The 21,115-nt window shown below is 69.9% G+C and carries 21 protein-coding genes; 9 read left to right on the top strand and 12 right to left on the bottom strand.

Annotated features, from left to right (window positions below):
* Nucleotide 1 precedes the first annotated feature (1 nt).
* The gene (locus RM1_RS19335; RefSeq protein WP_072753341.1) at nt 2–439 is read right to left on the bottom strand and encodes a DUF5997 family protein; all 438 of its coding nucleotides are present in this window, start codon (nt 437–439) and stop codon (nt 2–4) included.
* 54 nt (nt 440–493) lie between these two features.
* Between RM1_RS19335 and RM1_RS19330 the strand changes: the two genes are divergently transcribed.
* Complete coding sequence (locus RM1_RS19330; protein ID WP_072753340.1) at nt 494–1,231, top strand: LysR substrate-binding domain-containing protein; 738 nt, start codon at nt 494–496, stop codon at nt 1,229–1,231.
* Nucleotides 1,232–1,293: 62 nt separating this feature from the next.
* Here the strand turns inward: RM1_RS19330 and RM1_RS19325 are convergent, their stop codons facing one another.
* Nucleotides 1,294–2,472 carry an acetyl-CoA C-acyltransferase gene (locus RM1_RS19325; RefSeq protein WP_083576839.1) on the bottom strand — a complete coding sequence of 393 codons (1,179 nt, stop codon included), beginning with the start codon at nt 2,470–2,472 and terminating at the stop codon, nt 1,294–1,296.
* 151 nt (nt 2,473–2,623) lie between these two features.
* Here RM1_RS19325 and RM1_RS19320 point away from each other — a divergent pair, with 151 nt between their 5' ends.
* On the top strand, nt 2,624–3,247 hold the full coding sequence (locus tag RM1_RS19320; RefSeq protein WP_072753339.1) for an SMI1/KNR4 family protein: 624 nt from the start codon (nt 2,624–2,626) through the stop codon (nt 3,245–3,247).
* Nucleotides 3,248–3,257: 10 nt separating this feature from the next.
* Here the strand turns inward: RM1_RS19320 and RM1_RS19315 are convergent, their stop codons facing one another.
* From RM1_RS19315 to RM1_RS19305, 3 genes are all read right to left on the bottom strand, one after another.
* Nucleotides 3,258–5,441 carry a heavy metal translocating P-type ATPase gene (locus tag RM1_RS19315; RefSeq protein ID WP_072753338.1) on the bottom strand — a complete coding sequence of 728 codons (2,184 nt, stop codon included), beginning with the start codon at nt 5,439–5,441 and terminating at the stop codon, nt 3,258–3,260.
* Between the two features lie 6 nt (nt 5,442–5,447).
* The gene (locus RM1_RS19310; protein ID WP_072753337.1) at nt 5,448–5,732 is read right to left on the bottom strand and encodes a DUF1490 family protein; all 285 of its coding nucleotides are present in this window, start codon (nt 5,730–5,732) and stop codon (nt 5,448–5,450) included.
* Nucleotides 5,733–5,798: 66 nt separating this feature from the next.
* Nucleotides 5,799–6,740, bottom strand: coding sequence for a LysR substrate-binding domain-containing protein (locus RM1_RS19305; RefSeq protein ID WP_072753336.1), 942 nt, complete (start codon nt 6,738–6,740; stop codon nt 5,799–5,801).
* A 183-nt stretch (nt 6,741–6,923) separates the two neighbouring features.
* On the opposite strand from RM1_RS19305, the gene RM1_RS19300 reads away from it, so the two are divergent.
* Nucleotides 6,924–7,598, top strand: coding sequence for a PhzF family phenazine biosynthesis protein (locus tag RM1_RS19300; RefSeq protein WP_072753335.1), 675 nt, complete (start codon nt 6,924–6,926; stop codon nt 7,596–7,598).
* A gap of 9 nt (nt 7,599–7,607) precedes the next feature.
* Here RM1_RS19300 and RM1_RS19295 read toward each other — a convergent pair whose 3' ends face one another.
* On the bottom strand, nt 7,608–8,180 hold the full coding sequence (locus tag RM1_RS19295) for a TetR/AcrR family transcriptional regulator (RefSeq protein ID WP_072753334.1): 573 nt from the start codon (nt 8,178–8,180) through the stop codon (nt 7,608–7,610).
* A gap of 71 nt (nt 8,181–8,251) precedes the next feature.
* Between RM1_RS19295 and RM1_RS19290 the strand changes: the two genes are divergently transcribed.
* On the top strand, nt 8,252–8,833 hold the full coding sequence (locus RM1_RS19290) for a dihydrofolate reductase family protein (RefSeq protein WP_072753333.1): 582 nt from the start codon (nt 8,252–8,254) through the stop codon (nt 8,831–8,833).
* 22 nt (nt 8,834–8,855) lie between these two features.
* Here RM1_RS19290 and RM1_RS19285 read toward each other — a convergent pair whose 3' ends face one another.
* Nucleotides 8,856–9,554 (bottom strand): hypothetical protein, encoded by a 699-nt coding sequence (locus tag RM1_RS19285; RefSeq protein WP_072753332.1) that lies wholly within the window; start codon nt 9,552–9,554, stop codon nt 8,856–8,858.
* Nucleotides 9,555–9,577: 23 nt separating this feature from the next.
* Here RM1_RS19285 and RM1_RS19280 point away from each other — a divergent pair, with 23 nt between their 5' ends.
* The 3 genes from RM1_RS19280 (at nt 9,578) to RM1_RS19270 (ending at nt 11,917) form a co-directional block, all read left to right on the top strand.
* Nucleotides 9,578–9,838: a hypothetical protein gene (locus RM1_RS19280; protein WP_425528666.1), complete on the top strand. Its 261-nt coding sequence runs from the start codon at nt 9,578–9,580 to the stop codon at nt 9,836–9,838.
* 1 nt (nt 9,839) lies between these two features.
* Nucleotides 9,840–10,802: a TauD/TfdA family dioxygenase gene (locus RM1_RS19275; protein ID WP_072753330.1), complete on the top strand. Its 963-nt coding sequence runs from the start codon at nt 9,840–9,842 to the stop codon at nt 10,800–10,802.
* A gap of 137 nt (nt 10,803–10,939) precedes the next feature.
* Nucleotides 10,940–11,917: an Acg family FMN-binding oxidoreductase gene (locus RM1_RS19270; RefSeq protein ID WP_072753329.1), complete on the top strand. Its 978-nt coding sequence runs from the start codon at nt 10,940–10,942 to the stop codon at nt 11,915–11,917.
* Between the two features lie 25 nt (nt 11,918–11,942).
* Here RM1_RS19270 and RM1_RS19265 read toward each other — a convergent pair whose 3' ends face one another.
* Together RM1_RS19265 and RM1_RS19260 are read right to left on the bottom strand one after the other, a co-directional pair.
* A complete protein-coding gene (locus tag RM1_RS19265) occupies nt 11,943–13,136 on the bottom strand; it encodes an aminotransferase family protein (protein WP_083576845.1) in 1,194 nt (397 codons plus the stop codon).
* Between the two features lie 35 nt (nt 13,137–13,171).
* On the bottom strand, nt 13,172–13,873 hold the full coding sequence (locus tag RM1_RS19260) for a Pr6Pr family membrane protein (protein WP_072753327.1): 702 nt from the start codon (nt 13,871–13,873) through the stop codon (nt 13,172–13,174).
* 73 nt (nt 13,874–13,946) lie between these two features.
* On the opposite strand from RM1_RS19260, the gene hrpA reads away from it, so the two are divergent.
* Nucleotides 13,947–17,855, top strand: coding sequence for an ATP-dependent RNA helicase HrpA (gene hrpA / locus RM1_RS19255; protein ID WP_072753326.1), 3,909 nt, complete (start codon nt 13,947–13,949; stop codon nt 17,853–17,855).
* Between the two features lie 2 nt (nt 17,856–17,857).
* Here hrpA and nrdR read toward each other — a convergent pair whose 3' ends face one another.
* Complete coding sequence (gene nrdR, locus RM1_RS19250) at nt 17,858–18,322, bottom strand: transcriptional regulator NrdR (protein ID WP_027499505.1); 465 nt, start codon at nt 18,320–18,322, stop codon at nt 17,858–17,860.
* Nucleotides 18,323–18,430: 108 nt separating this feature from the next.
* The gene (locus tag RM1_RS19245) at nt 18,431–18,880 is read right to left on the bottom strand and encodes a LysM peptidoglycan-binding domain-containing protein (RefSeq protein ID WP_072753325.1); all 450 of its coding nucleotides are present in this window, start codon (nt 18,878–18,880) and stop codon (nt 18,431–18,433) included.
* 187 nt (nt 18,881–19,067) lie between these two features.
* On the opposite strand from RM1_RS19245, the gene lexA reads away from it, so the two are divergent.
* The gene (lexA, locus tag RM1_RS19240) at nt 19,068–19,799 is read left to right on the top strand and encodes a transcriptional repressor LexA (protein WP_027499504.1); all 732 of its coding nucleotides are present in this window, start codon (nt 19,068–19,070) and stop codon (nt 19,797–19,799) included.
* A 78-nt stretch (nt 19,800–19,877) separates the two neighbouring features.
* Here lexA and RM1_RS19235 read toward each other — a convergent pair whose 3' ends face one another.
* Entirely contained in the window at nt 19,878–21,023 is a 1,146-nt protein-coding gene (locus RM1_RS19235; RefSeq protein WP_072753324.1) for an acyl-CoA dehydrogenase family protein, read from the bottom strand.
* Between the last annotated feature and the right edge of the window lie 92 nt (nt 21,024–21,115).

The following is a 21,115-nucleotide window of genomic DNA, read 5'->3' as shown; positions in this document are numbered from 1 at the left end:
CCTAGTCCTCGTTCGGGTGGTGGATCGGCTTCGCGAACCGCTGCTTGCGGTTCGACTGCTCGCGCCGGGTCGCCTGCTGCTCCTTGATCCGCTTCTCCTCCTTGCGGACCTCCACCAGGGACTTGCGCTCGGCCTGCAGCCAGTCCGGCTGATCGGCGAGCAGCGCCTCGATCTGGGCGGTGGTGAGCGCCTCCTCGACGCCGCCGCGGGCCAGCCCGGCGATGGAGACACCGAGCTTGGCGGCGACAACGGACTTCGGGTGCGGGCCCTCGGCACGCAGGTCGACCAGCCACTGCGGCGGGTTGGTGCGCAGCTCGGCGAGGTCCTCGCGCGAGACGGTGCCCGACTGGAACTCGGCGGGGGTGGCCTCGAGGTAGACGTCCAGCTTCTTCGCGGCGGTCGCCGGCTTCATCGTCTGGGGTGTCTTCTGCGCACTCATGCGCTCAGCCTATCGAGGTGCCGTCCGGGGTCACCGCCCCGGTAGCCTGGCGGAATGACCGAGCCCGCTGTACCCACCCCGTTCCGGCTCGCCTATGTGCCCGGCGTCACCCCGTCCAAGTGGGTACGCATCTGGGGCGAACGCCACCCCGACATCCGGCTCGAGCTGGTCGTCACCACCGCGGCGGACGCGCCGACCCTGCTGCGTGACGGTCTCGCGGATGCCGGGCTGGTGCGGCTGCCGATCGACAGGGGCGGCCTGAGCGTGATCGCGTTGTACGAGGAGACACCGGTCGTGGTGGTGCCGAAGGACCACGTGGTCACCGCCGCCGACGAGGTGTCGACGGCGGACCTGGAGGGCGAGATCGTGCTGCACCCGCTCGACGACGCCCTGGCCTGGGAGGCGCTGCCGGGGACGCCGGCCGCCCAGCGGCCCGCCACGACCGCGGACGCGATCGAGCTGGTCGCGGCCGGGATCGGGGTGCTGGTGCTGCCGCAGTCACTGGCCCGGCTGCACCACCGCAAGGACCTCACCTACCGCACCGTCACCGATGCGCCGGAGTCGCCGGTCGCGCTGGCCTGGCCGCAGGATGCGACGACGGACCTGGTGGAGGAATTCGTCGGGATCGTGCGCGGCCGCAGCGTCAACAGCTCCCGCGGCCGCGACGCCCAGGAGCCGGCTCCCAAGCGCACCGCCTCCCAGAAGGCCGCCGCAAAACAAGCGGCGCGCGCCAAGGCGGGCAAGGTCCCGACACCACGGAACGCCAAGGGCGGCAAGCGCGGCAGGCGCTGACGCGCCCGTGCGCGGTTGCCGAGTCCTGAGACTCGTCAACCGCGCACGGGCGGCGTAGCCGCCTACACCTCGAGGATCATCGCGATGCCCTGGCCGCCGCCGCCGCAGAGGGCAGCCGCGCCCTTGCCGCCGCCGCGTGCCTTGAGCGAATGTGCCAGGGAGAGGGCGATCCTCGCGCCGGACATGCCGACCGGGTGCCCGACCGCGATGGCACCGCCGTGGATGTTGACCTTGTCCGCGTCGACTCCGAGCTGACGCATCGACGCGATCGCGACACCGGCGAACGCCTCGTTGATCTCGAGCAGGTCGAGGTCGGCGACGGTGGTCTCGCCGTCTCGCTTCAGCGCCGCCTCGATGGCGTTCGCGGGCTGGTGCAGCAGGGAGGTGTCCGGGCCCGCGACGAGGGCGTGCGCCTTGATCTCGGCGAGCCACTCGATGCCACGGGCCTCGGCAACGTCCTTGCGCATGACGATGACGGCGGCCGCGCCGTCCGACAGCTGCGAGGAGGCACCCGCGGTGATGGTGCCGTCCTTGGCGAACGCCGGACGCAGCTTCCCGAGGGAGTCCACGGTGGTCCCCGCACGGATGCCCTCGTCGTCGGCGACGGTGACGGCGCCCTTGCGGGACGCGATCTCCACCGGTGCGATCTCGGCCGCGAACGCGCCCGACTCGGTCGCGGCGGCGGCGAGGCGGTGCGAGCGGGCCGCGAACTCGTCCTGCTCGGCGCGGCTGATGTTCTCCGACGCCTGGTAGCTCTCGGTGGACGCGCCCATCGACACGCCGTCGAACGCGCATACGAGCGCGTCCCGGTCCAGCGCGTCCTCGAAGCCGGTGGTGCCGTACTTCAGGCCGGTCCGAGCTCCGCGCACCAGGTACGGCGCGTTCGTCATCGACTCCATGCCACCCGCGACCACGACGTCGGCGGCGCCGGTCGCGATCAGCCGATCGGCCTGCATGATCGCCTCGAGACCGGACAGGCAGAGGTTGTTCACGGTGGTGGCGGGCACCGTCATCGGCAGGCCCGCCGCGACCGCCGCCTGCCGCGCCGGGTTGGGCCCGACCCCGGCCTGCACGACGGTGCCCATCACCACGGCGTCGACGCCATCGGCACCGAGGCCGCTGCGTTCGAGGGCGGCGGCGATCGCGCGCCCACCCAGCTCCGCCGCCGTCAGCGACGCGAGGGCGCCGGAGAGCTTGCCGATCGGGGTCCTGGCCCCCGCCACGATGACACTGGTGCTCACGCTGATCTCTCCTTCTCCGCTGTCCTGTCGTCGCGGCGTACTACTGACCGCGCCTAAGGATCCTCCCACCTGTGGCCTTCGCCACCTCATCGAGGGCACGGCGTGCGGCCGGACCGACCGACATGTCCGAGTGGGTTCGTACAGTCAGCGAATGTCGATCACCGAGCACTGGTCTCGCATCACCGAATGGTGCGTCGAGAACGCGCCACTCACCGCACAGTCGATCGCGGGACCCGCCGGCCGAGCGGAGATCGACTCGGCGCAGGCCGCCACCGGAGCGGAATGGCCGGACGAACTCCGAGAGTTGTTCCTCGTCCAGAACGGCGCGCGGACGCACACCGACTCGGGGCAGTTCCTCGGCAGTGTCCTCCCCGACAAGTTCATGCTCTCGCTCGAGGACGCGCTCGAACGGCGTTCGCTCATGCTCGAGGTGTGGGAGGACCTGGTCGCCGCCGATCCGGACTTCTACGAACCCGACGCGATCGCGCGGTGCGAGGCCCAAGAGGCGGGAACCACCGCGTACATGTACCTGCCCTCGTTCGTCGTCTTCGCCAGCCTCGACGATTACCACTACTTCGTCGACACCCGGGCGGGATCGCGGCGCGGGTGTGTCACCGAGTACGCGCATGAGGCGGTGGACGAACGAGGTCCCCGATGGGACTCGATTTCAGATCTGCTCGCCGAACTGGCATCCAGCCTCGAGCAGGGCACCCCGTTCGAATCGTGGGAGCCAGGCGTCGTCGACGGCGCGCTCCGGTGGACGTTCCGCGCGTAGGACCGGCGCGCTACCCGTCGACCCGGTACCGGATCAGGCGTGAACTGTTGGCCACCACGGCGACCGACGACGCGTTGTGCAGGATCGCCGCGAGCACGGGAGACAGCGCGCCCCCGGCCCCGACCAGCAGCCCGAGCGCGTTGACGGCGATGGACATCGAATAGTTCTGCCGGATCAGGCGGACCGCGTGCCCCCCGAGGTCGCGGACCTCGAGCAATCGGGTCAGGTCGTCGCTCGCGAGCGCGACGTCGGCGGTCTCGACGGCGACGTCCGTACCCGCCAGGCCCATCGCTATCCCGATGTCGGCCGCGGCGAGCGCCGGTGCGTCGTTGGTGCCGTCGCCGACCATCGCGACCACGTGCCCCTCCGCCCGCAGCCGTTCGACGACCTCGAGCTTGTCGTCGGGAAGCACCTCGGCCCGCCACTCCTCGATCCCCAGCTCGGTGGCGACGGCGGCGGCAGTCTCCGGATGGTCGCCGGTGAGCATGATCACCCGCCGCGCCCCGGTGACCCGCAATCGGTCAAGGACCGGCCGCGCCTCGGGTCGCAGCTCGTCGCGCAGGCTGATCAGGCCGACCAGGCGGCCGTCGACGGCCAGCAGCAGCGGGGTCTCCGCCCGGCGACGCAACCTGCCCACCCAGTCGGCCGCCCGCTTCGAGACCCGCACGTTCTCCGATTCCAGCAGCGCCACGCTGCCGAGCAGCAGTGTCCGGCCGTCCGCCCAGGTTCGCATGCCCAGACCGACGAGCACCTCGCACTCCTGGTGCGGCGGGATCTCGATGTGCCGTTCCGCGGTCGAGCGCAACACGGCCTCGGCCAGCGGATGCCGCGAGTGGATCTCGGAGCTCGCGGCATAGGCCAGCACCTGCTCGGGTCGCCAGTCCCTCGCCAACGCGACGATGTTGGTCACCACCGGCCTGCCGACGGTCAGCGTGCCCGTCTTGTCGAAGACGAACGCGTCCACCCGGCCGGCGTCCTCGAGGTGCGAGCCGCCCTTGATGAGGATCCCCCGCCTGGCGCCGTTGCCGATGGCCGCGCTGATCGCCGTCGGCGTCGCGAGCCCGACCGCGCACGGGCAGGCGACCAGCAGCATGGTCATCGCCCGGCGTACATCCCGCGTCGCCGCAAGGGTGAGCGCGGAGAGCACGAAGGAGGCGGGGACGAACCGGCGCGAGAAGGTCTCCCCCACCGTCTGGATCGCGGCCCGGTCCTCCTGCGCCTCCTCCACGCGCGTGATGATCCGGCCGATGGTGGTGTCGTCGCCGACCGCGTCCGCGCGCACCACCAGCCTGCCGCGCATCACCACCGACCCGGCGTGCACCCTCGCCCCTGCGACGATGCTCGCGGGCAGTGTCTCGCCGGTGATCGCGGACCGGTCGACGATGGCCTCGCCCTCGATCACGATCCCGTCGACCGCGAGGGCGATGTGCTCGTGCACGATCACCTCGTCGCCGACCTCCAATGCGTCGATCCCGACCTGGATCTCGCACCCGTCGGCGGACCGGACCCAGGCGGTGTCCTGGGTGCCCTTGAGCAGGTCCGAGATGGCGCGCCTGGTGCGGCGCAGGGTCAGATCCTGAAGGTACTCGCCGATGTTCAGTAGCCAGAGCACGGTGAGGGCGACGACGTTCTCGCGGAGCACGAGGCTGGCGACGGTGGCCGCCGAGACCAGCGCGTCGGTGCCGGGCGCCCGGCTGCCGCGCAGTGCCCGCACCGCTCCGCGCAGGAACGGGTATCCCGTGAACACCGTCGCCCCTGTGGCCACTGCCCGTCCCGTCGGACCGAGGAGCGCGGGTCGTCCGAGTGCGTACCGGCGGAAACCGAGCAGCACGAGCGCCACCCCGCCCACCGCCATCCGCAGGACGTCCGCGTTGCCGATGTCCGCCGAGGTGGGTGCCCGATCCGGCACCAGGGCCTCGGGGATGAGCCTGCTGTCGCGGATGGCCGTCGCGAATCCGTCCCGGTCGGCGGTGCGCGGCGAGTACCAGATGACGATCGAGGCGGTGCGCGGATAGGCGTGCACCGCCCGCACCCCCGTCAGAGCGCCGACGGCGTCCTCGACGGCGACCGCCCTTGGTCGGCTACCCCGCAGCCACGGCGCATGCATCCGCACCCGCCCGCCCGCGTCGGAGAGAACGGTCAGGTCTCCGACCGCGGCCGGAACCTGATGCGGCACCGCCGGTTCCGCGGACATCTCGGCCTAGTGCGCGTGCCCGTGGCCCGTGTCGGCAACCCCCGGCGGCGACACCTCTTCGCCGAGCCGCTCGCGCGCCTCGGCCATCACGTCGGCCATCTTCAGGCGGGCGGACTCCGCGCCCTCCTCCGCCTTGCGGGCACCGCGCAGGCCCCATTCCGTTGCCGTCACGGCGGCCTCCCGCAGCGGTGCCCTCGCGACGATCCGCCGCGCCCCGTTGTAGGCGGCAACACCCACGGCCCCGGTGACCACAGTCGAGGCGGCCTTGATGATCAGTCCGTGCAGAGGCATCGTCGTTCCTCCCGCTGGTGCGGCACGTGTGTCCATTGTGACGCACCGGCACGCGATCGTGGAGCCCTATCGGGAACCGACGGACGGCGGCGCGACATCACCGGGCGCGACCGACCGCACCACATCGGCGAGCCTGCGGTAGCCGTCGGCACGCCCGCTGGAGGAGCGGAACACGAGGCCGATCGTCCGGCCCGGCGCCGGGCTCGCGAACCGGGCGGTGGCGAGGTCGCCGCGGCGGGTCTCCACCGGGACCGCCGAATCCGGCACCAGGGTCACCCCGAGGCCGCCGGCGACGCACTGCACCACGGTCGCGAGCGAGGTCGCCCTCGTGTCCCCTGACGACGGGTGCGCGTCCACCGAGCGGCACAGGTCGAGCGTCTGGTCGCGCAGGCAGTGCCCCTCGTCGAGCAGCAGCAGCGGCAGGTCGTCGAGTACCTGCAGCGACAGGTCGACCCGCCCGGCCAGCTCGTGGTCACCGGGTACGACCAACACGAAATCCTCTGTGTAGAGGGGGATCTCCACCAACCCTGTCGCGTCCGACGGGAGCGCCATCACCGCGACGTCCAGCACCCCCGCGCGCAGCGAGTCCAACAGCCGCGCGGTCTGGTCCTCGATCACCTGGGGCACGACCGCGGGCAGCTCCGCGCGCATCGCAGGCAGCAGCGCGGGCAGCACATACGGCGCGACGGTCGGGATCAGGCCCATGCGCAGTGGGCCGCCGAGCCGGTCCCCCACGCCCGCCGCGGTGGCGACGAACCCGTCCGCGGCCTCGAGGATCATCTTCGCCTGCGCCAGCAGCTGGGTGCCCGCATCGGTCACCAGCACCCGCCGGGTGCTGCGCTCGATCAGCTGAACCCCGAGGCCGTTCTCCAGCGCCGCCAGCGCCTGCGACAACGTGGGCTGGCTCACATTCAATCGCGCTGCCGCGGTGCCGAAGTGGCGGTACTCGGCCACCGCGACGAAGGCGCGCAGCTGCGACAGCGTGGGTTGATAGGTCTGATCAGCCATGCCTATCAGTGTAGCGAAATATATCGCCTTTACCTTCGAATGGTTTCGGGCATGAAACCCGAGCGAGGCCCTCGCGGGCACGGGCGCCCAGTCCGGCTTCGCCAGTCGCACCCCGAAGGTGTCTTTGCGCGATCGACACGCACAAAAGGCACCTTCGGTCGTTACCGGCGGTATCGTTTAACGATGAGTATCGAGGTGGACGTCGTCAGGGTATTCACCGATGCGGACGGCAGGCACGGCAACGCATTGGGCGTCGTGGACGCGACACTGGTGCCGGCGGAACGCAGGCAAGGCCTGGCCGCCGAACTCGGGTTCAGCGAGACGATTTTCGTCGAGCTCCCCAGCCCGGGCGCCACGAGCACACGGGCGCAGATCTTCACCCCGGCCACCGAACTGCCCTTCGCCGGGCACCCGACGGTCGGCCTGTCCTGGTGGCTGCGCGAACGGGGGTCGGCCGTCGACGCCCTCGAGGTCCCGGCGGGACCGGTCACGACGTACGTCGACCGCGGGATGACCTGGGTGCGAGCCAAACCCGACTGGGCACCCGAGTTCACCCTGCACCCGAAGCCCGACTCCGCGGCTGTGGTCTCCACAAGGGCCGACTCCTTCGACTCCGGGCACCACTACGTCTGGGCCTGGGCAGGCGAGGGCGCGATCAGGTCCCGAATGTTCGCACCGCTCATGGGGATACCGGAGGACGAGGCGACCGGCGCGGCCGCGGTCCGAATCACCGAGCACCTGCGCCGCAGCCTGCACATCACCCAGGGCCGCGGCTCGCACATCTACACCGTCTACTCGCACGACGGCTGGGTGGACGTCGGCGGTCGCGTGCTTCCCGACCGGACGCTGCGGGTGTAGACGGACCCGCTAGCCGGACAGCGCGCGATCGACCGCCGCCTCGATGAGTTCGTCGATCTCGCTCTCGGAGAACAGGTCCGGCAGCGTCAGCCGATCGACGATCAGCCAGTTCAGCGCGAGGTAGAGCAGACGGACCGTGGTGGCGTCGCCGGGCATGCCCGCCTGCAGGTGGTTGGTGACGTTGAAATCCAGGTCGGCCCTGATCCGTTCCGTCAGCACCGCGCGCAACTCCGGTCGCCTGGTCGCCTCGAGCCTGAGCTCGAGCAGGGCGAGGAAGCCCGTGCGGAACTCGGTGATCCGGCCGACGACCTCGCGCATCAGCTCGACCAGACGATCGCGGTCGCGCGGACCGCCGAGGCTCTGCGCCAACGACTCGTCATCGGGGATCAGCCGCTCGTAGAACCGGCCGCCCGCCTGCGCCAGCAGGTCGTCGCGGTTGGCGAAATAGTTCGACGCCGTGCCCGGCGGCACCCCCGCCCGCGAATCGACGGCCCGGAATGTGAGCCCGCGCGCACCCAGTTCGGCCAGGACCTCGATCGCGGCGTCGACCAGCGCCGCCCGTCTCTCCGGATTGCTCCGCACTTGACACCACTCCATCTGTAGTACTACGTTCAGACCACTTCAAATAGAGTACTACGGACGGAGCGGTACATATGCGAAAGCTTGTCTACTACGTGGGTATCTCGCTCGACGGTTACATCGCAGGCCCGGGCGGCGAGTGGGACTTCTATCCGATCTCGGACGCGATGGCGACGTGGATGAACGAGCGGTACCCGGACACCATCCCGACGCACGTCCGCCCGCACGTGGGACTGGAGAACGCCGCCAACCTGGCGTTCGACACGGCGGTGATGGGCCGCGGCACCTACGAGCCTGCCCTCGCCGTCGGTATCACCAGCCCCTACGCCCACCTGCGGCAGTACGTCGTCTCCACCACCCTCGGCGAGATCGCCGACCCGGCGGTCGACCTGGTCGCCGGCGACCCGCTCGACCTGGTCCGCGAACTCAAAGCCCAGGAGGGGATGGACATCTGGCTCACGGGCGGCGGAAAGCTGGCGGGCACGCTCCTACCCGAGATCGACGAGCTGATCATCAAGCGCTATCCCGTGGTCGCGGGGACCGGTATCCCGGCGTTCGACGGGCCGTTCCTGCCGACACAGTTCACCCCGACCCGCACCGAGTCCTTCGACAACGGCGCCTCGGTCACCTGGTTGTCCCGGACCCCGGCGGCCTGACCTGACGCGGGGCCGGGCGCCGTCAGCTCTGCGGCGACCGGCCCGCCGCCAGATCGGCCGCACTGAGCAGCACCTCGATCTCGCCGCCCAGCGTCACCCCGGGCGAGAGCGGTAGCCGGTCGCCGCTCCAGAATCGGCCCGGGTCATACCAATTCGTCTTGCGGCGCTCGGTCAGCAATCCCATCGACTCGTAGGTCTGGGCGACCACTTCGGCGCAGTACGCGCTCTCGAGGCCGGCCGATGCCTCCGCGGAATCCTGGGTCGAACGGCGCCGCAGCGACGGTAGCCGGCCACCGAACCAGCGCGTGACCAGTTTCGCCGTGGACGGGAACGGCGTGCCGTCGAGCCGCGCGATCGTGCGCATGAGCGCATCCTCCTGCTCGCGGGTGACCGGCTCCTCGAGCTGCCGCAACCAGCCGCGCTGCCCGTACTTCGCACCCCACACCTGGACGGCCTGCCGCAGGTCGTGCAGTTGCACCCCGCGCTGGAACCGCCCGGTCCACATGTCCTGCAATGAATGTCCGAGTTCCGCGTGCCACATCAGCGGCGGCATGTCGTCGAGGACCACCGACATCCCGACATGGTTCACCGGACTGTTGGTCAGCGTCTGGATCGCCCGATCGGCGCCCGAGTGACCGCGGAAGATCCAGATGTCCCCGGTTCGGGTGGCATCAACGGCCTCGTCGAGGCTCACCTGCGATTCGTGCATCCGGCGACTCATGCACCTAGCCTAGAGCGATGCGCATGGACGGCAGACACGTGTGGAAGCTCGTCGGACTCGCGGGCGTCGTCGGCGTCGCGGCCACGGGGGCACTCGCCGCGCGCGCCGAACGCAAGCGCCACGCATACACCCCCGACGAGGTCCGGTCCCAGCTGCACGCCCGCTTCGCGCAGGCCACCGCCGCGGCCGACCTCCCGCGAGTGGATCTGATCGAGGTGAAACCGACTCTGCGCGAGCGTGTGTCGAGCCTCTTCCGGCGGGGTCCCCGACGAGGAGGGAAGTGACATGCCCGATCATGTGCTCCGATCACCTCAGGTTTCGGACGCGGTCTGGGACCGATCGGACTTCCCCGACAGTTCGACGTGGACCGTGGTCCTCACCGGGGCCGAGCGAGCGGAGATCGTCGAAGCGGCCAGAGCCGATGCCGCCGACGCGTCCCGTCTGTTCCCGACCCTCCGCTCCCGCTGTGGTCAGTGGGCGCAGACGCTGAACTCGGGATGCGGTTTCGTTCTGCTGCGCGGGTTCCCCGTGGACGAACTCGACGCCGCCGAGGTCGAGCGGGCCTACCTCGCGCTGGGATCCATGCTCGGGGAGCCGGTGAGTCAGGACCGCGACGGCGCGGTGCTCACCCACATCCGGGACGAACGGATAGCGAGGACCGATCCCACCGTCCGGCTCTACCGGACGCGGGAACGCCAGGACTTCCACACCGACGGTTCCGACCTGGTCGCGCTGCTGTGCCTGCAGAAGGCGGCTGCCGGAGGCGAGAGTTGGATCGCCAGCTCGGCGGCGATCTACAACGAGGTGCTGCGGCGCCGACCGGACCTCCTCGAGGTCCTCTACTCCCCCATGCCGTGGGACCGCAACGGTGAGGAGGCCGCGGGCGACCCGCCGTACTTCGAACTCGCTCCGCTGAACGACATCGGCGGGGCGCCCCGCCTGTTCTTCATCAGCTGGTACATCCGCGACTCGCAACGGCACCCGCGGGCCCCCCGCCTGACGGCGGAGCAACACGAGGCCCTCGAACTCGTCGAGACCATCGCCAACGAGGCCAACTTCCACGTCGAGATGGTCTTCGAACCCGGCGACGTCCAGATCCTGAACAACGGCCGCATCCTGCACGCCCGCAACGCCTACCGGGACGACCCCGACCTCGACAGGCGCAGGCACCTGCTGCGATTGTGGCTGACGGCCGCGAGCGTCCCCAGCGTCGCCGAACCGCTGCGATCGGGAATCCCGCAGCGGTGAACCGGCGGAGCCGACCACAGGGTGGGGTCGTAAGGCCCTAGCCGAAGCGGATCCTCCTGGCAGATAATTGACTGTCCGGTACCGAGGAGGCTCCCAGACGGGATTCCCGGGCGCCGGTCAACGGTGAGGAGGCGGTCATGGACACCGCGGGGCCGGACACCGGCGTCATCCAGAGCGCGGTCGATCTGGCGTGCCGCGCACCCTCGGTGCACAACAGCCAGCCATGGCGGTGGCGATACTCCGCAGGTCGGCTCGACCTGTTCAGCGACCGCACCCGGCTCCTGCCCTCCACCGATCCCTCCGGGCGCCAACTGCACATCAGCTGCGGCGCGGCGCTCCACCACGTGGAGGTCGCCCTCACCTCGCTGCGCTGGCGATCGGACATCGATCTCCTACCGGAGCCCAGCCTTCCCCGGCTCGTCGCCTCCATCCGATGCCACCGCGACGCGACCCCACGCTCACACGACTTCGACCTGGTCTCCGCCATCCGCCATCGCCGCACCGATCGCAGGCCCTTCGACCCGGTCTCGGCTGCGGCTGGGCCGGTCGAGCGCCTCGGTGACCCCGTGGGCAGGTTCGGCGTCGCGCTGACGGTCCTCGCGCCCGAGGCGAGGACGACGCTGGCCGCGGCGACCGACGCGAGCGCCGCAGCCAGGCGCTACGACGCCGACTATCAGGCCGAGCTGCACTGGTGGGCGGGGCACTCGCTCCCCACCGAGGGGATACCGCCCGATTCGCTGGCGACCACCGACGAGAGCGCGCGCGTCTCGATCGGACGAGCGTTCCCGCGCCCGGGCCGGGAGGAGTCCACGCCACGGCCGGGCGTCGACCAGTCCACCGTGCTGATGCTGAGCACCGATTCCGACACGGCGGCGGCCTGGACGCGATGCGGGCAGGCGTTGTCCGCGGTCCTGCTCGAGGCGACGTCGAGAGGGATCGCGACCTGCCCGCTGACGCACCTCACCGACGTCGAACGGAGCCGGGACATGATCGCGGGACTGGCTCCGCACGGCGGATTCCCCCAGGTCCTGCTGCGAGTCGGCTCGGTCACCTCCCCGCCGCCTGCGGGCCACACGCCCCGCCGGTCGACCGCGGACGTGCTCACCCTGCACTGAGCCGTCGACCGGCGGGCGCGAACGCTCAGCCGAGCGCCTTGAGAACCCCCGCCGCCATCTCGGCCACCTCGTCGTCGGTCATCACGAACGACGGCGAGAACTGCATGGCGCCGACACCGGCCGCGCGACCCGAGATGCCGTGCTCGCGAAGGGTCTTGACGAACGGCAAGGCCTCCGCCGGATCCGCGAGCTGCACCGCCGCGACCGCGCCCAGTCCGCTGCGCACCTCCGCGACCCGCGGGTGCTCGGCCAGCGGCGACAGGTGCTCGTGCAGCGAGCGCTCGAGCCGAGCGGACTCCTCGAGCAGGTTCTCCCGCTCGAGGATGTCGAGGTTCGCCAGCGCCGCGGCCGCCGCGCCCGCGTGCCCGCCGTAGGTGTACCCGTGCCGCCACCACACGCCGCCCGAGAAGAAGGGCTCGGCGACCCGGGGCGCGATGAACACCGCGCCCATGGGAACGTATCCGGAGGTGAGCCCCTTCGCCGTGGTCACCATGTCCGGCTGCAGGTCGAAACGCGTTGAGGCGAACCACGACCCGCCGATCCGGCCGAAGCCCGTCACCACCTCGTCGACCACGAACAGGATGTCGTGCTCGCGGCAGATCTGCCGGACCTCGGCGAGGTAGCCCTCCGGCGGCAGGTAGATCCCGCCCGCGCCGATGATCGGCTCGACGAAGAAGGCCGCGATGGTGTCCGCGCCCTCACGCTCGATGAGTTCGAGCAGGCTCTTGCCGTTGTCCCACTCCACGGTCCTGGCATCCGGCATCAGCTCGCCGTAGCCCTCCCGGTTCACCGGGATGCCTGCCAGCGCGGTGCCCGCCACGTGCATGCCGTGGTAGGCCTTCTGCCGCCCGACCACGATCCGCTTGTTCGGCTTGCCCATCTCGTGCCAGTAGCGGCGGGCCAGCTTGGCCGCGGTGTCGACCGAATCCGAGCCGCCCGAGGTGAAGAAGATCTTGCTACCGGCCACCGGCGCGATCGCGGACAGGCGCTCGGCGAGCGCGAAGGTGGTCTCGGGTGCGAAGTCGCCGAAGTTGGAGAAGTGCGCGATCGACTTGAGCTGCTCGGCGACCGCGTCCGCGATCTCGGCGCGGCCGTGCCCGACGTTGGTGAACCAGAGGCCCGCGGTGGCGTCGAGGTAGCGATTGCCCTTGTCGTCCCAGATGTACGCGCCCTCTCCGCGGCTGACGACGAACGGACCGCCCTCGCTCACCGCGCCCATGTCCGCGAATCCGTGCCACAGTGCCTGGGTGTTCGTCACGCCATCTCCTCGCTCTCGCCGGTGGCGATCTCCTCCGCCGCCGTCCGGCGCTCGGTTCCACCGTATCGCCAGCGCTGGGCGAGCCTGCCCGCGGCGTTGACCGCGAGCGACATCAGCACCATGGCCAGCGCCAGCACCACCAGGCCGATGGACATCTGCAGGTAGCCCTGCGTCCTCGGGTCGATGAACGGGTACGGATACCAGTCGACGAACGGACCCCGGATCAGCGTGTAGACGCCGTAGACGGCGGGAAAGGCGAGCCAGCTCAGCGACTGACGATCGGTGATCCGCATCCGCGGCGGGTTGATCACCCAGTCCAGCAGGATCACCAGCGGCAGGTAGCGGTGCATGACGTCGTTGATCCACTTGTCGTTGAGCGTCACGTCGATGTTCGCGAGCAGAACCGCGTAGATGATGCCGGTGATGACCAGGTACAGCGTGCCCGCACCCCGGACCAGCTGCCACCGCAGCGACTGCGGATCCGCGATCGCGCCGACCAGCAGCACGATCACGCCCAACACGTTGCTCAACACGGTGAAGTAGCTGAAGTAGTTCGAGGTCGAGAACTCGGCCACATCGATGTTGCGCAGCGGAATCCAGGCCAGCGCGACGGTGCCGAGAATGCCGAAGACGAGGCGCAGCGCACGGAAGACCGGGTTGGTGTGTGGGAGGACCGATGCCTCCGAGGTGAGGGTCACCCGCCGATGTTCGCACAGGGCGACAGCAGGCAGCGGTATTTGACTGGCGGCCTTTCGATAGGCTGGTCCGAGCATGTCGACCACACCTTCGCCCGAGCTGCCCGACCTCGACCGCCGCGAGCTCAAGCGCCGCCTGGCCACCCTCACCCTCCGAGACGAGCACCGGCTCCGACGGCGCCTCGACCGCGCCGCGAACGCCGAGGCCCTCACCGGCGTCCTCCGCGAGGTGTCGCAGGCGGAGGCCAGGATCGCCTCGCGCCGCGCGAACGCCCCGAAGACCAGCTACCCGGACAACCTTCCGGTCAGCCTGCGCCGCGACGACATCGCCGCCGCGATCGCGGCGAACCAGGTCGTCATCGTCGCGGGCGAGACCGGGTCCGGCAAGACCACCCAGATCCCGAAGATCTGCCTGGACCTCGGGCGCGGCGTGCGCGGCCTGATCGGGCACACCCAGCCGCGCCGGATCGCGGCCCGCACCGTCGCCGAGCGCATCGCCGAGGAGCTGGACAGCCCACTCGGGGAGGCCGTTGGCTACACGGTCCGCTTCACGGACCAGGTATCGGACGGCACGCTGATCAAGCTGATGACCGACGGCATCCTGCTCGCCGAGATCCAGCGGGACCGGATGCTGCGCCGGTACGACACCCTCATCATCGACGAGGCGCACGAGCGCAGCCTCAACATCGACTTCATCCTCGGGTACCTGCGGGAACTGTTGCCGAGGCGGCCCGACCTGAAGGTGATCATCACCTCGGCCACGATCGACCCGGAGCGCTTCGCCAAGCACTTCGCCGTGAACGGTGTGCCCGCGCCGATCGTGGAGGTCTCGGGCCGCACCTTCCCTGTCGAGATCCGGTACCGGCCGCTGAGTGTCGACATCGGCGAGCAGACCATCGATCGCGACCCCGTCGACGCCGTCGGCGAGGCCGTCGAGGAACTGCTCGGGGAGGGCGACGGTGACATCCTGGTGTTCCTCTCCGGCGAACGCGAGATCCGCGACACCGCCGACGCGCTGCGGGACCGCAAGCTGCGCGGCACGGAGATCCTGCCCCTGTACGCCCGGCTGTCCGCGGCCGAGCAGCACCGGGTCTTCGAGCGGCACACCGGCCGCCGGGTGGTGCTCTCGACCAACGTCGCGGAGACCTCGCTGACGGTCCCCGGCATCCGGTACGTGGTCGATCCCGGTACCGCCCGCATCTCCCGGTACTCCGTGCGCACCAAGGTGCAGCGGCTGCCGATCGAGGAGATCTCGCAGGCCTCGGCCCGCCAGCGCGCGGGGCGCTGCGGTCGTGTCGCGGACGGCATCTGCATCCGGCTCTACTCCGAGGACGACTTCGAGGCGCGCCCCGCCTTCACCGAACCCGAGATCCTGCGCACCAACCTGGCGTCGGTGGTGCTGCAGATGACCGCCCTCGGCCTCGGCGACATCGCCGCCTTCCCTTTCGTGGAGGCGCCGGATCCGCGCGCCATCCGTGACGGCGTCGCGCTGCTCGAGGAACTCGGGGCGATCAAGCCGGGGGCCAAGGGCGGCGTCACCGAGCTGACCCCGGTCGGGCGCGAGCTCGCCCAGTTGCCGGTGGACCCCCGGATGGCGCGGATGCTCGCTCATGCCCACAACACCGGGTGCCTGCGCGAGACGCTGATCATCGTCGCGGCGCTGTCGATCCAGGACGTGCGCGAACGGCCGGCCGAACACCAGCAGGCGGCCGACGAGAAGCACGCCAGGTTCACCGTGGCCGGCTCCGACTTCCTCGCCTACCTCAAGTTGTGGGAGTACCTGGGCGAGCAGCGGAAGGAACTGTCCTCCAACCAGTTCCGGAAGATGTGCAAGAACGAGTTCCTGCACTGGCTGCGGATCAGGGAGTGGCAGGACCTGCACGGCCAGCTCGCGCAGATCACCCGTGGGCTCGGCTGGACCGGCAACGACCAGCCGGCGAGCGAGGCCTCGGTGCACCAGGCGCTGCTGTCCGGGTTGCTCTCCCACGTCGGCCTGCGCGAGGGCGACAAGCGTGACTTCCTCGGCGCCCGTGGCGCCCGGTTCGCGGTGTTCCCCGGGTCCTCGCTGTTCAAGAAGCCACCGCGCTGGGTGATGGCAGCCGAACTGGTCGAGACCTCCAGGCTCTGGGGCAGGATGGCGGCCGGCATCGAGCCCGAGTGGGCGGAGAAGCTGGCGCCGCACCTGATCAAGCGCACCTACTCCGAGCCGCACTGGTCGACCAAGCGCGCCTGCGCGATGGCGTACGAGCGGGTGACGCTGTACGGCATCCCGCTGGTCGCCAAGCGGGCGGTCACCTACAGCTCGATCGACCCCGAGGCGTCGCGGGAGCTGTTCATCCGGCACGCGCTGGTGCAGGGAGAATGGCAGACCCAGCACAAGTTCTTCCATCAGAACCGGGCCCTGCTCGAGGACGTCGAGGAGATGGAGACCAGGGCGCGCAGGCGCGACATCCTGGTCGACGACGAGGCCCTCTACGAGTTCTACGATCAGCGCGTCGGCCAGGAAGCCGTGTCCGCCAGGCATTTCGACACCTGGTGGAAGCGCGCCCGTCGCAGCACTCCGGACCTGCTGAACTTCACGGCATCGACCGTGGTGAACGCCGATGCGGCCGGAGTGCTCGGCGGCGACTATCCGAACACCTGGCGCCAGGGCGAGATCTCGTTCCCGCTGACCTACCAGTTCGAACCCGGCACCGAGGACGACGGCGTCACCGCCCGCATCCCCGTCGCGCTGCTCGCCCAGGTCCGTCCGGTCGGCTTCGACTGGCTGGTTCCCGGCATGCGCGAGGACCTGGTCACCGCGCTCATCAAGACATTGCCGAAACAGTTGCGCCGCACCGTGGTCCCCGCACCCGACTACGCCAGGGCGGCACTGTCGGCCGTCAAACCGCGATCCGAGACGTTGACCGTGGCGATCGCCCGCGAGCTGTCCCGGATGGCGGGCACCCCGATCTCGCCCCGCGACTTCGACCCGAGCGCGGTCCCGGACCACCTCCGGATGACCTTCGCGGCGGTCGACGGTTCCGGGAAGGTGCTCGGCAGGAGCAAGAGCCTGACCGGGCTCTCCGCGTCGCTCTCACCCCGCGTCGACGTCGAGGTGGCCAAGGCCGCCTCGAGTACCGAGCGTCCGGCCGCCGCGGTCTGGACGTCGGAGACTCTCGGCACCCTGCCCGACAGCGTGACCCGCACCGTCGCGGGCCAGAAGGTCGTCGGCTACCCGGCGCTCGTCCCCGAGAAGGAGGGTGTCGCGGTCCGGGTCCTGAGCACCCCACTCGCGCAACGCCAGGCCATGCGGGAGGGCACGAGGGCCCTGCTGCTCAGCGCCATCGTCACCCCTACCAAGACCGCGATCTCCGGCCTCGGCACCAGGGATCGACTGGCGCTGAGTCAGAACCCGCACGGCAGCGTGGAGGCGCTGGTCGAGGATTGCCGGGCCTGCGCGGTGAACGAACTGATGGACGCGAACGGCGGACCGACCCGGACCCCGGAGGCCTTCGAGAAGTTGCAGGCCGCCGTGCGCGCCCAGCTCGCCAATCGGGTGGCGGTACTGGTCCGGCTGGTGGTCCCCACACTGACCCGCGCCCAGGAGCTGCGCGTGATCCTCGATCGCGCCACGGGAGAGGCCGCCGACGATGTGCGCGAGCAGCTCGAAACGCTGATGTACCCGGGATTCGTCACCGACACCGGCACCGAGCGGCTGCGCGAGCTGCCCCGGTACCTGGAGGGCGCCGTTCGGCGCCTCGAGGCGCTCCCGGCGAGCGCGGGGCGCGACAGTCAGGGTTTGGTGGTGCTGGACGCGGTGTATGAGGACTACGGCCGCCTGCTCGCGCGCCTGGACGAACGCCGACATCACGACCCGGACGTGGATGCGGTCCGCTGGATGATCGAGGAACTGAGGGTCGGCCTGTTCGCGCAGTCGCTCGGGACCCCGTACCCCGTGTCCGAGAAGCGGATCCGAAAGGCGATCGCCGCGATCACCCGCTGAGGTCAGTCGCTCGCGGATTCCTCGCGATGCACCCGCAGGTCCTTGATCTCGCGTTCGAAGTCCTCGGCGGAGCTGAACGAGCGGTACACCGAGGCGAATCTCAGGTACGCCACCTCGTCGAGGTCCCGTAGCGGCCCGAGGATCGCCAACCCGACCTCGTTGCTGGGGATCTCGGCCGATCCGGCCGCGCGCACGGCCTCCTCGACCTTCTGGGCGAGCTTGTAGAGCGCGTCCTCGTCGACCGCCCGGCCCTGGCAGGCCCGCCGAACGCCGCGGACCACCTTCTCGCGACTGAACGGCTCGGTGACGCCGCTGCGCTTGACCACCGAGAGCACCGCGGTCTCGACAGTGGTGAACCGCCGACCGCATTCCGGGCACGACCGCCGCCTGCGAATGGCGTTGCCCTCGTCGGCTTCACGAGAGTCGACCACGCGCGAGTCGGGATGCCTACAGAACGGGCAATGCATGGCGAATCCTTCGTCGGAACCGAGGAGCCCGGTACTACCACTGGATGTGGTGGGGCTGACAGGGTTCGAGGATACCGCCGCGGGGCGCCCGAGGGCGCGCATCGGGGTTCAGTCCGCCGGTCCGACGGGCACCACCAGCGATTGACCCGCCTGCACCGAGGCTCCTGACATGGCGTTCAGGTCGAGAATCCGCGCCACGACCTGCTCGACACGACTCCCCGGCGCGACGCGGGTCGCGACGTCGCTGAGCGTCTCCCCGCCCTGCACCTGCACCACCGCGGTCTCACCGAGGGCGAACTGCGGGTTCGACCGGGCCTGGGCGATCCCGAGCAGGCCGGCAACGGCGACCGCCGACAGCAGCATCCCGACGAGCAGCGCGCCGATCCCGCCCTCCCGCCCACGCTTGCCGTGGACCGCCATGGACACAGCCATCGGCGCCCGGCCGTACTCGACGAAGCCGTCCACCCGGGGTCGGCGCCCGACGACCTGTCGCGACCTCGCGCCATTCGGGACCGTGTTCTTCGGGACCGCCTTGTTCATGGGGACTGCCATGCTCATCGGAACCTCCGCCAGTGATCGGATCGCTGCATTCGTTCACACGTTCGAGTGAACGCATGTTCGATTTCTACCACGGCGGTCCGACAAAGTCCCGATTTGACGCGACACATCTCGAACAGATGTTTGAAACATGCTGGATTCCGGTCTAGATTCGTGTCAGAACCCACATCGACACGGGAGGCCCTCCATGAAGGACGACAGCTCCAACGACGGCTCGGCCGCCACCCCAGGCGGATCCGACCTCGCGGCGGGGCTCACGGATCGACAGCGCCGGGTCCTGGAGGTGATCCGCGCCTCGGTCAGCGAACGCGGCTACCCGCCGAGCATCCGCGAGATCGGCGATGCGGTCGGCCTCACCTCGACCTCCTCGGTCGCGCACCAGCTGCGCACCCTCGAACGCAAGGGCTTCCTGCGCCGCGATCCCAACCGCCCGCGTGCCGTCGACGTCCGTGGGCTGGACGACGGTGTGGCGGCCTCCGACACCGAGGCCGGCTTCGAGAACGCGGCGCAGCCGACGGGCGAGGGCACCGAGACCCAGCTGCCGAAGCCGACTTTCGTCCCCGTGCTCGGACGAATCGCCGCCGGTGGCCCGATCCTCGCCGAGGAGGCCGTCGAGGACGTGTTCCCCCTCCCCCGCGAGCTCGTCGGCCAGGGATCGTTGTTCCTGCTCAAGGTGGTCGGCGAGTCGATGATCGAGGCGGCGATCTGCGACGGCGACTGGGTGGTCGTCCGGCAGCAGAGCGTGGCCGACAACGGCGACATCGTGGCTGCGATGATCGACGGCGAGGCCACGGTCAAGACGTTCAAGCGGACCAAGGGCGAGGTGTGGCTGATGCCCCACAACCCGCTGTTCGAACCGATCCCCGGCAACGACGCGGCCATTCTCGGCAAGGTCGTGACCGTGATGCGCAAGATCTGATCCGACGCGGCTGAACCCGAGCGCGCACGAGAAAGGCCGCGGCACCGAAGTGCCGCGGCCTTTGTCGTCTCCATCCGATCAGGACAGGTTCAGTCCCCTGCCGATGATCTCCTTCATGATCTCGGTGGTGCCGCCGTAGATGGTCTGCACGCGAGAGTCCATGTACGCCTTGGCGATCGGGTACTCGCGCATGTAGCCGTAGCCGCCGTGCAGCTGCAGGCAGCGATCGATCAGCTTGACCTGCGCCTCGGTGGTCCACCACTTGGCCATCGCGGCCTCCTGGACGGTGAGCTTGCCGTCGTTGAGCTGCTCGATGAACTTGTCCACGAGGATCCGCACGGCGGTGGTCTCGGTGGCGAGCTCGGCCAGCACGAAGCGGGTGTTCTGGAAGCTGCCGATCGGCTTGCCGAATGCCTTGCGGTCACGGACGTACTGCATCGTCATCTCGAGGCAGGATTCCATCGCGGCGGCGGCGACGACGGCGATCGACATGCGCTCCTGCGGGAGGTTCTGCATCAGGTAGATGAAGCCCATGCCCTCCTCGCCGAGGAGGTTGGCCGCGGGGACCCGCACGTCGGTGAAGCTGAGCTCGGCGGTGTCCTGCGCCTTGAGCCCGATCTTGTCCAGGTTGCGACCGCGCTCGAAGCCCTCCATGCCGCGCTCGACGACGAGGAGCGAGAAGCCCTGGGCGCCCTTGTCCGGGTCCGTGCACGCGACAACGACCACCAGGTCGGCGTTGATCCCGTTGGTGATGAAGGTCTTCGAGCCGTTGAGGACCCAGTGGTCACCGTCGCGGACGGCGCGGGTCTTGATGTTCTGCAGGTCGCTGCCGGTGCCGGGCTCGGTCATCGCGATCGCGGTGATGATCTCACCGGAACAGAAGCCGGGCAGCCAGCGCTTCTTCTGCTCCTCGTTGGCCAGCTTGAGCAGGTACGGCGCCACCACGTCGTTGTGCAGCATGAAGCCGACGCCGCTGAAACCACCGCGGGTGGTCTCCTCGGTGATGATGGCGTTGTAGCGGAAGTCCTCGACGCCACCGCCGCCGTACTCCTCGGGCACGTCCATGCCGAGGAAGCCCTGCTCGCCCGCCTTCTTCCAGACCTCGCGATCGACGATGTTCTGCTCTTCCCACTTGTCGTGGTTGGGAGCGACCTCCTGCTCGAGAAACTTCTGGTAGGACTCCCGGAAGAGAAGGTGCTCGGGCTCGAAAAGCGTGCGTTCCATCAAGGCTCCTGTGTGTCGACGTAGCTGCCTGCCAGGCTAGGCGTCGGCCGACTCGGCGGTCGATGACCCTAGCGAGCGCATTCTGTGACCAA

It is taken from the genome of Rhodococcus maanshanensis NBRC 100610 (assembly GCF_001894865.1).
GTDB lineage: Bacteria > Actinomycetota > Actinomycetes > Mycobacteriales > Mycobacteriaceae > Rhodococcus_G > Rhodococcus_G maanshanensis.
This window is presented reverse-complemented; position numbering and strand designations above follow the sequence as displayed.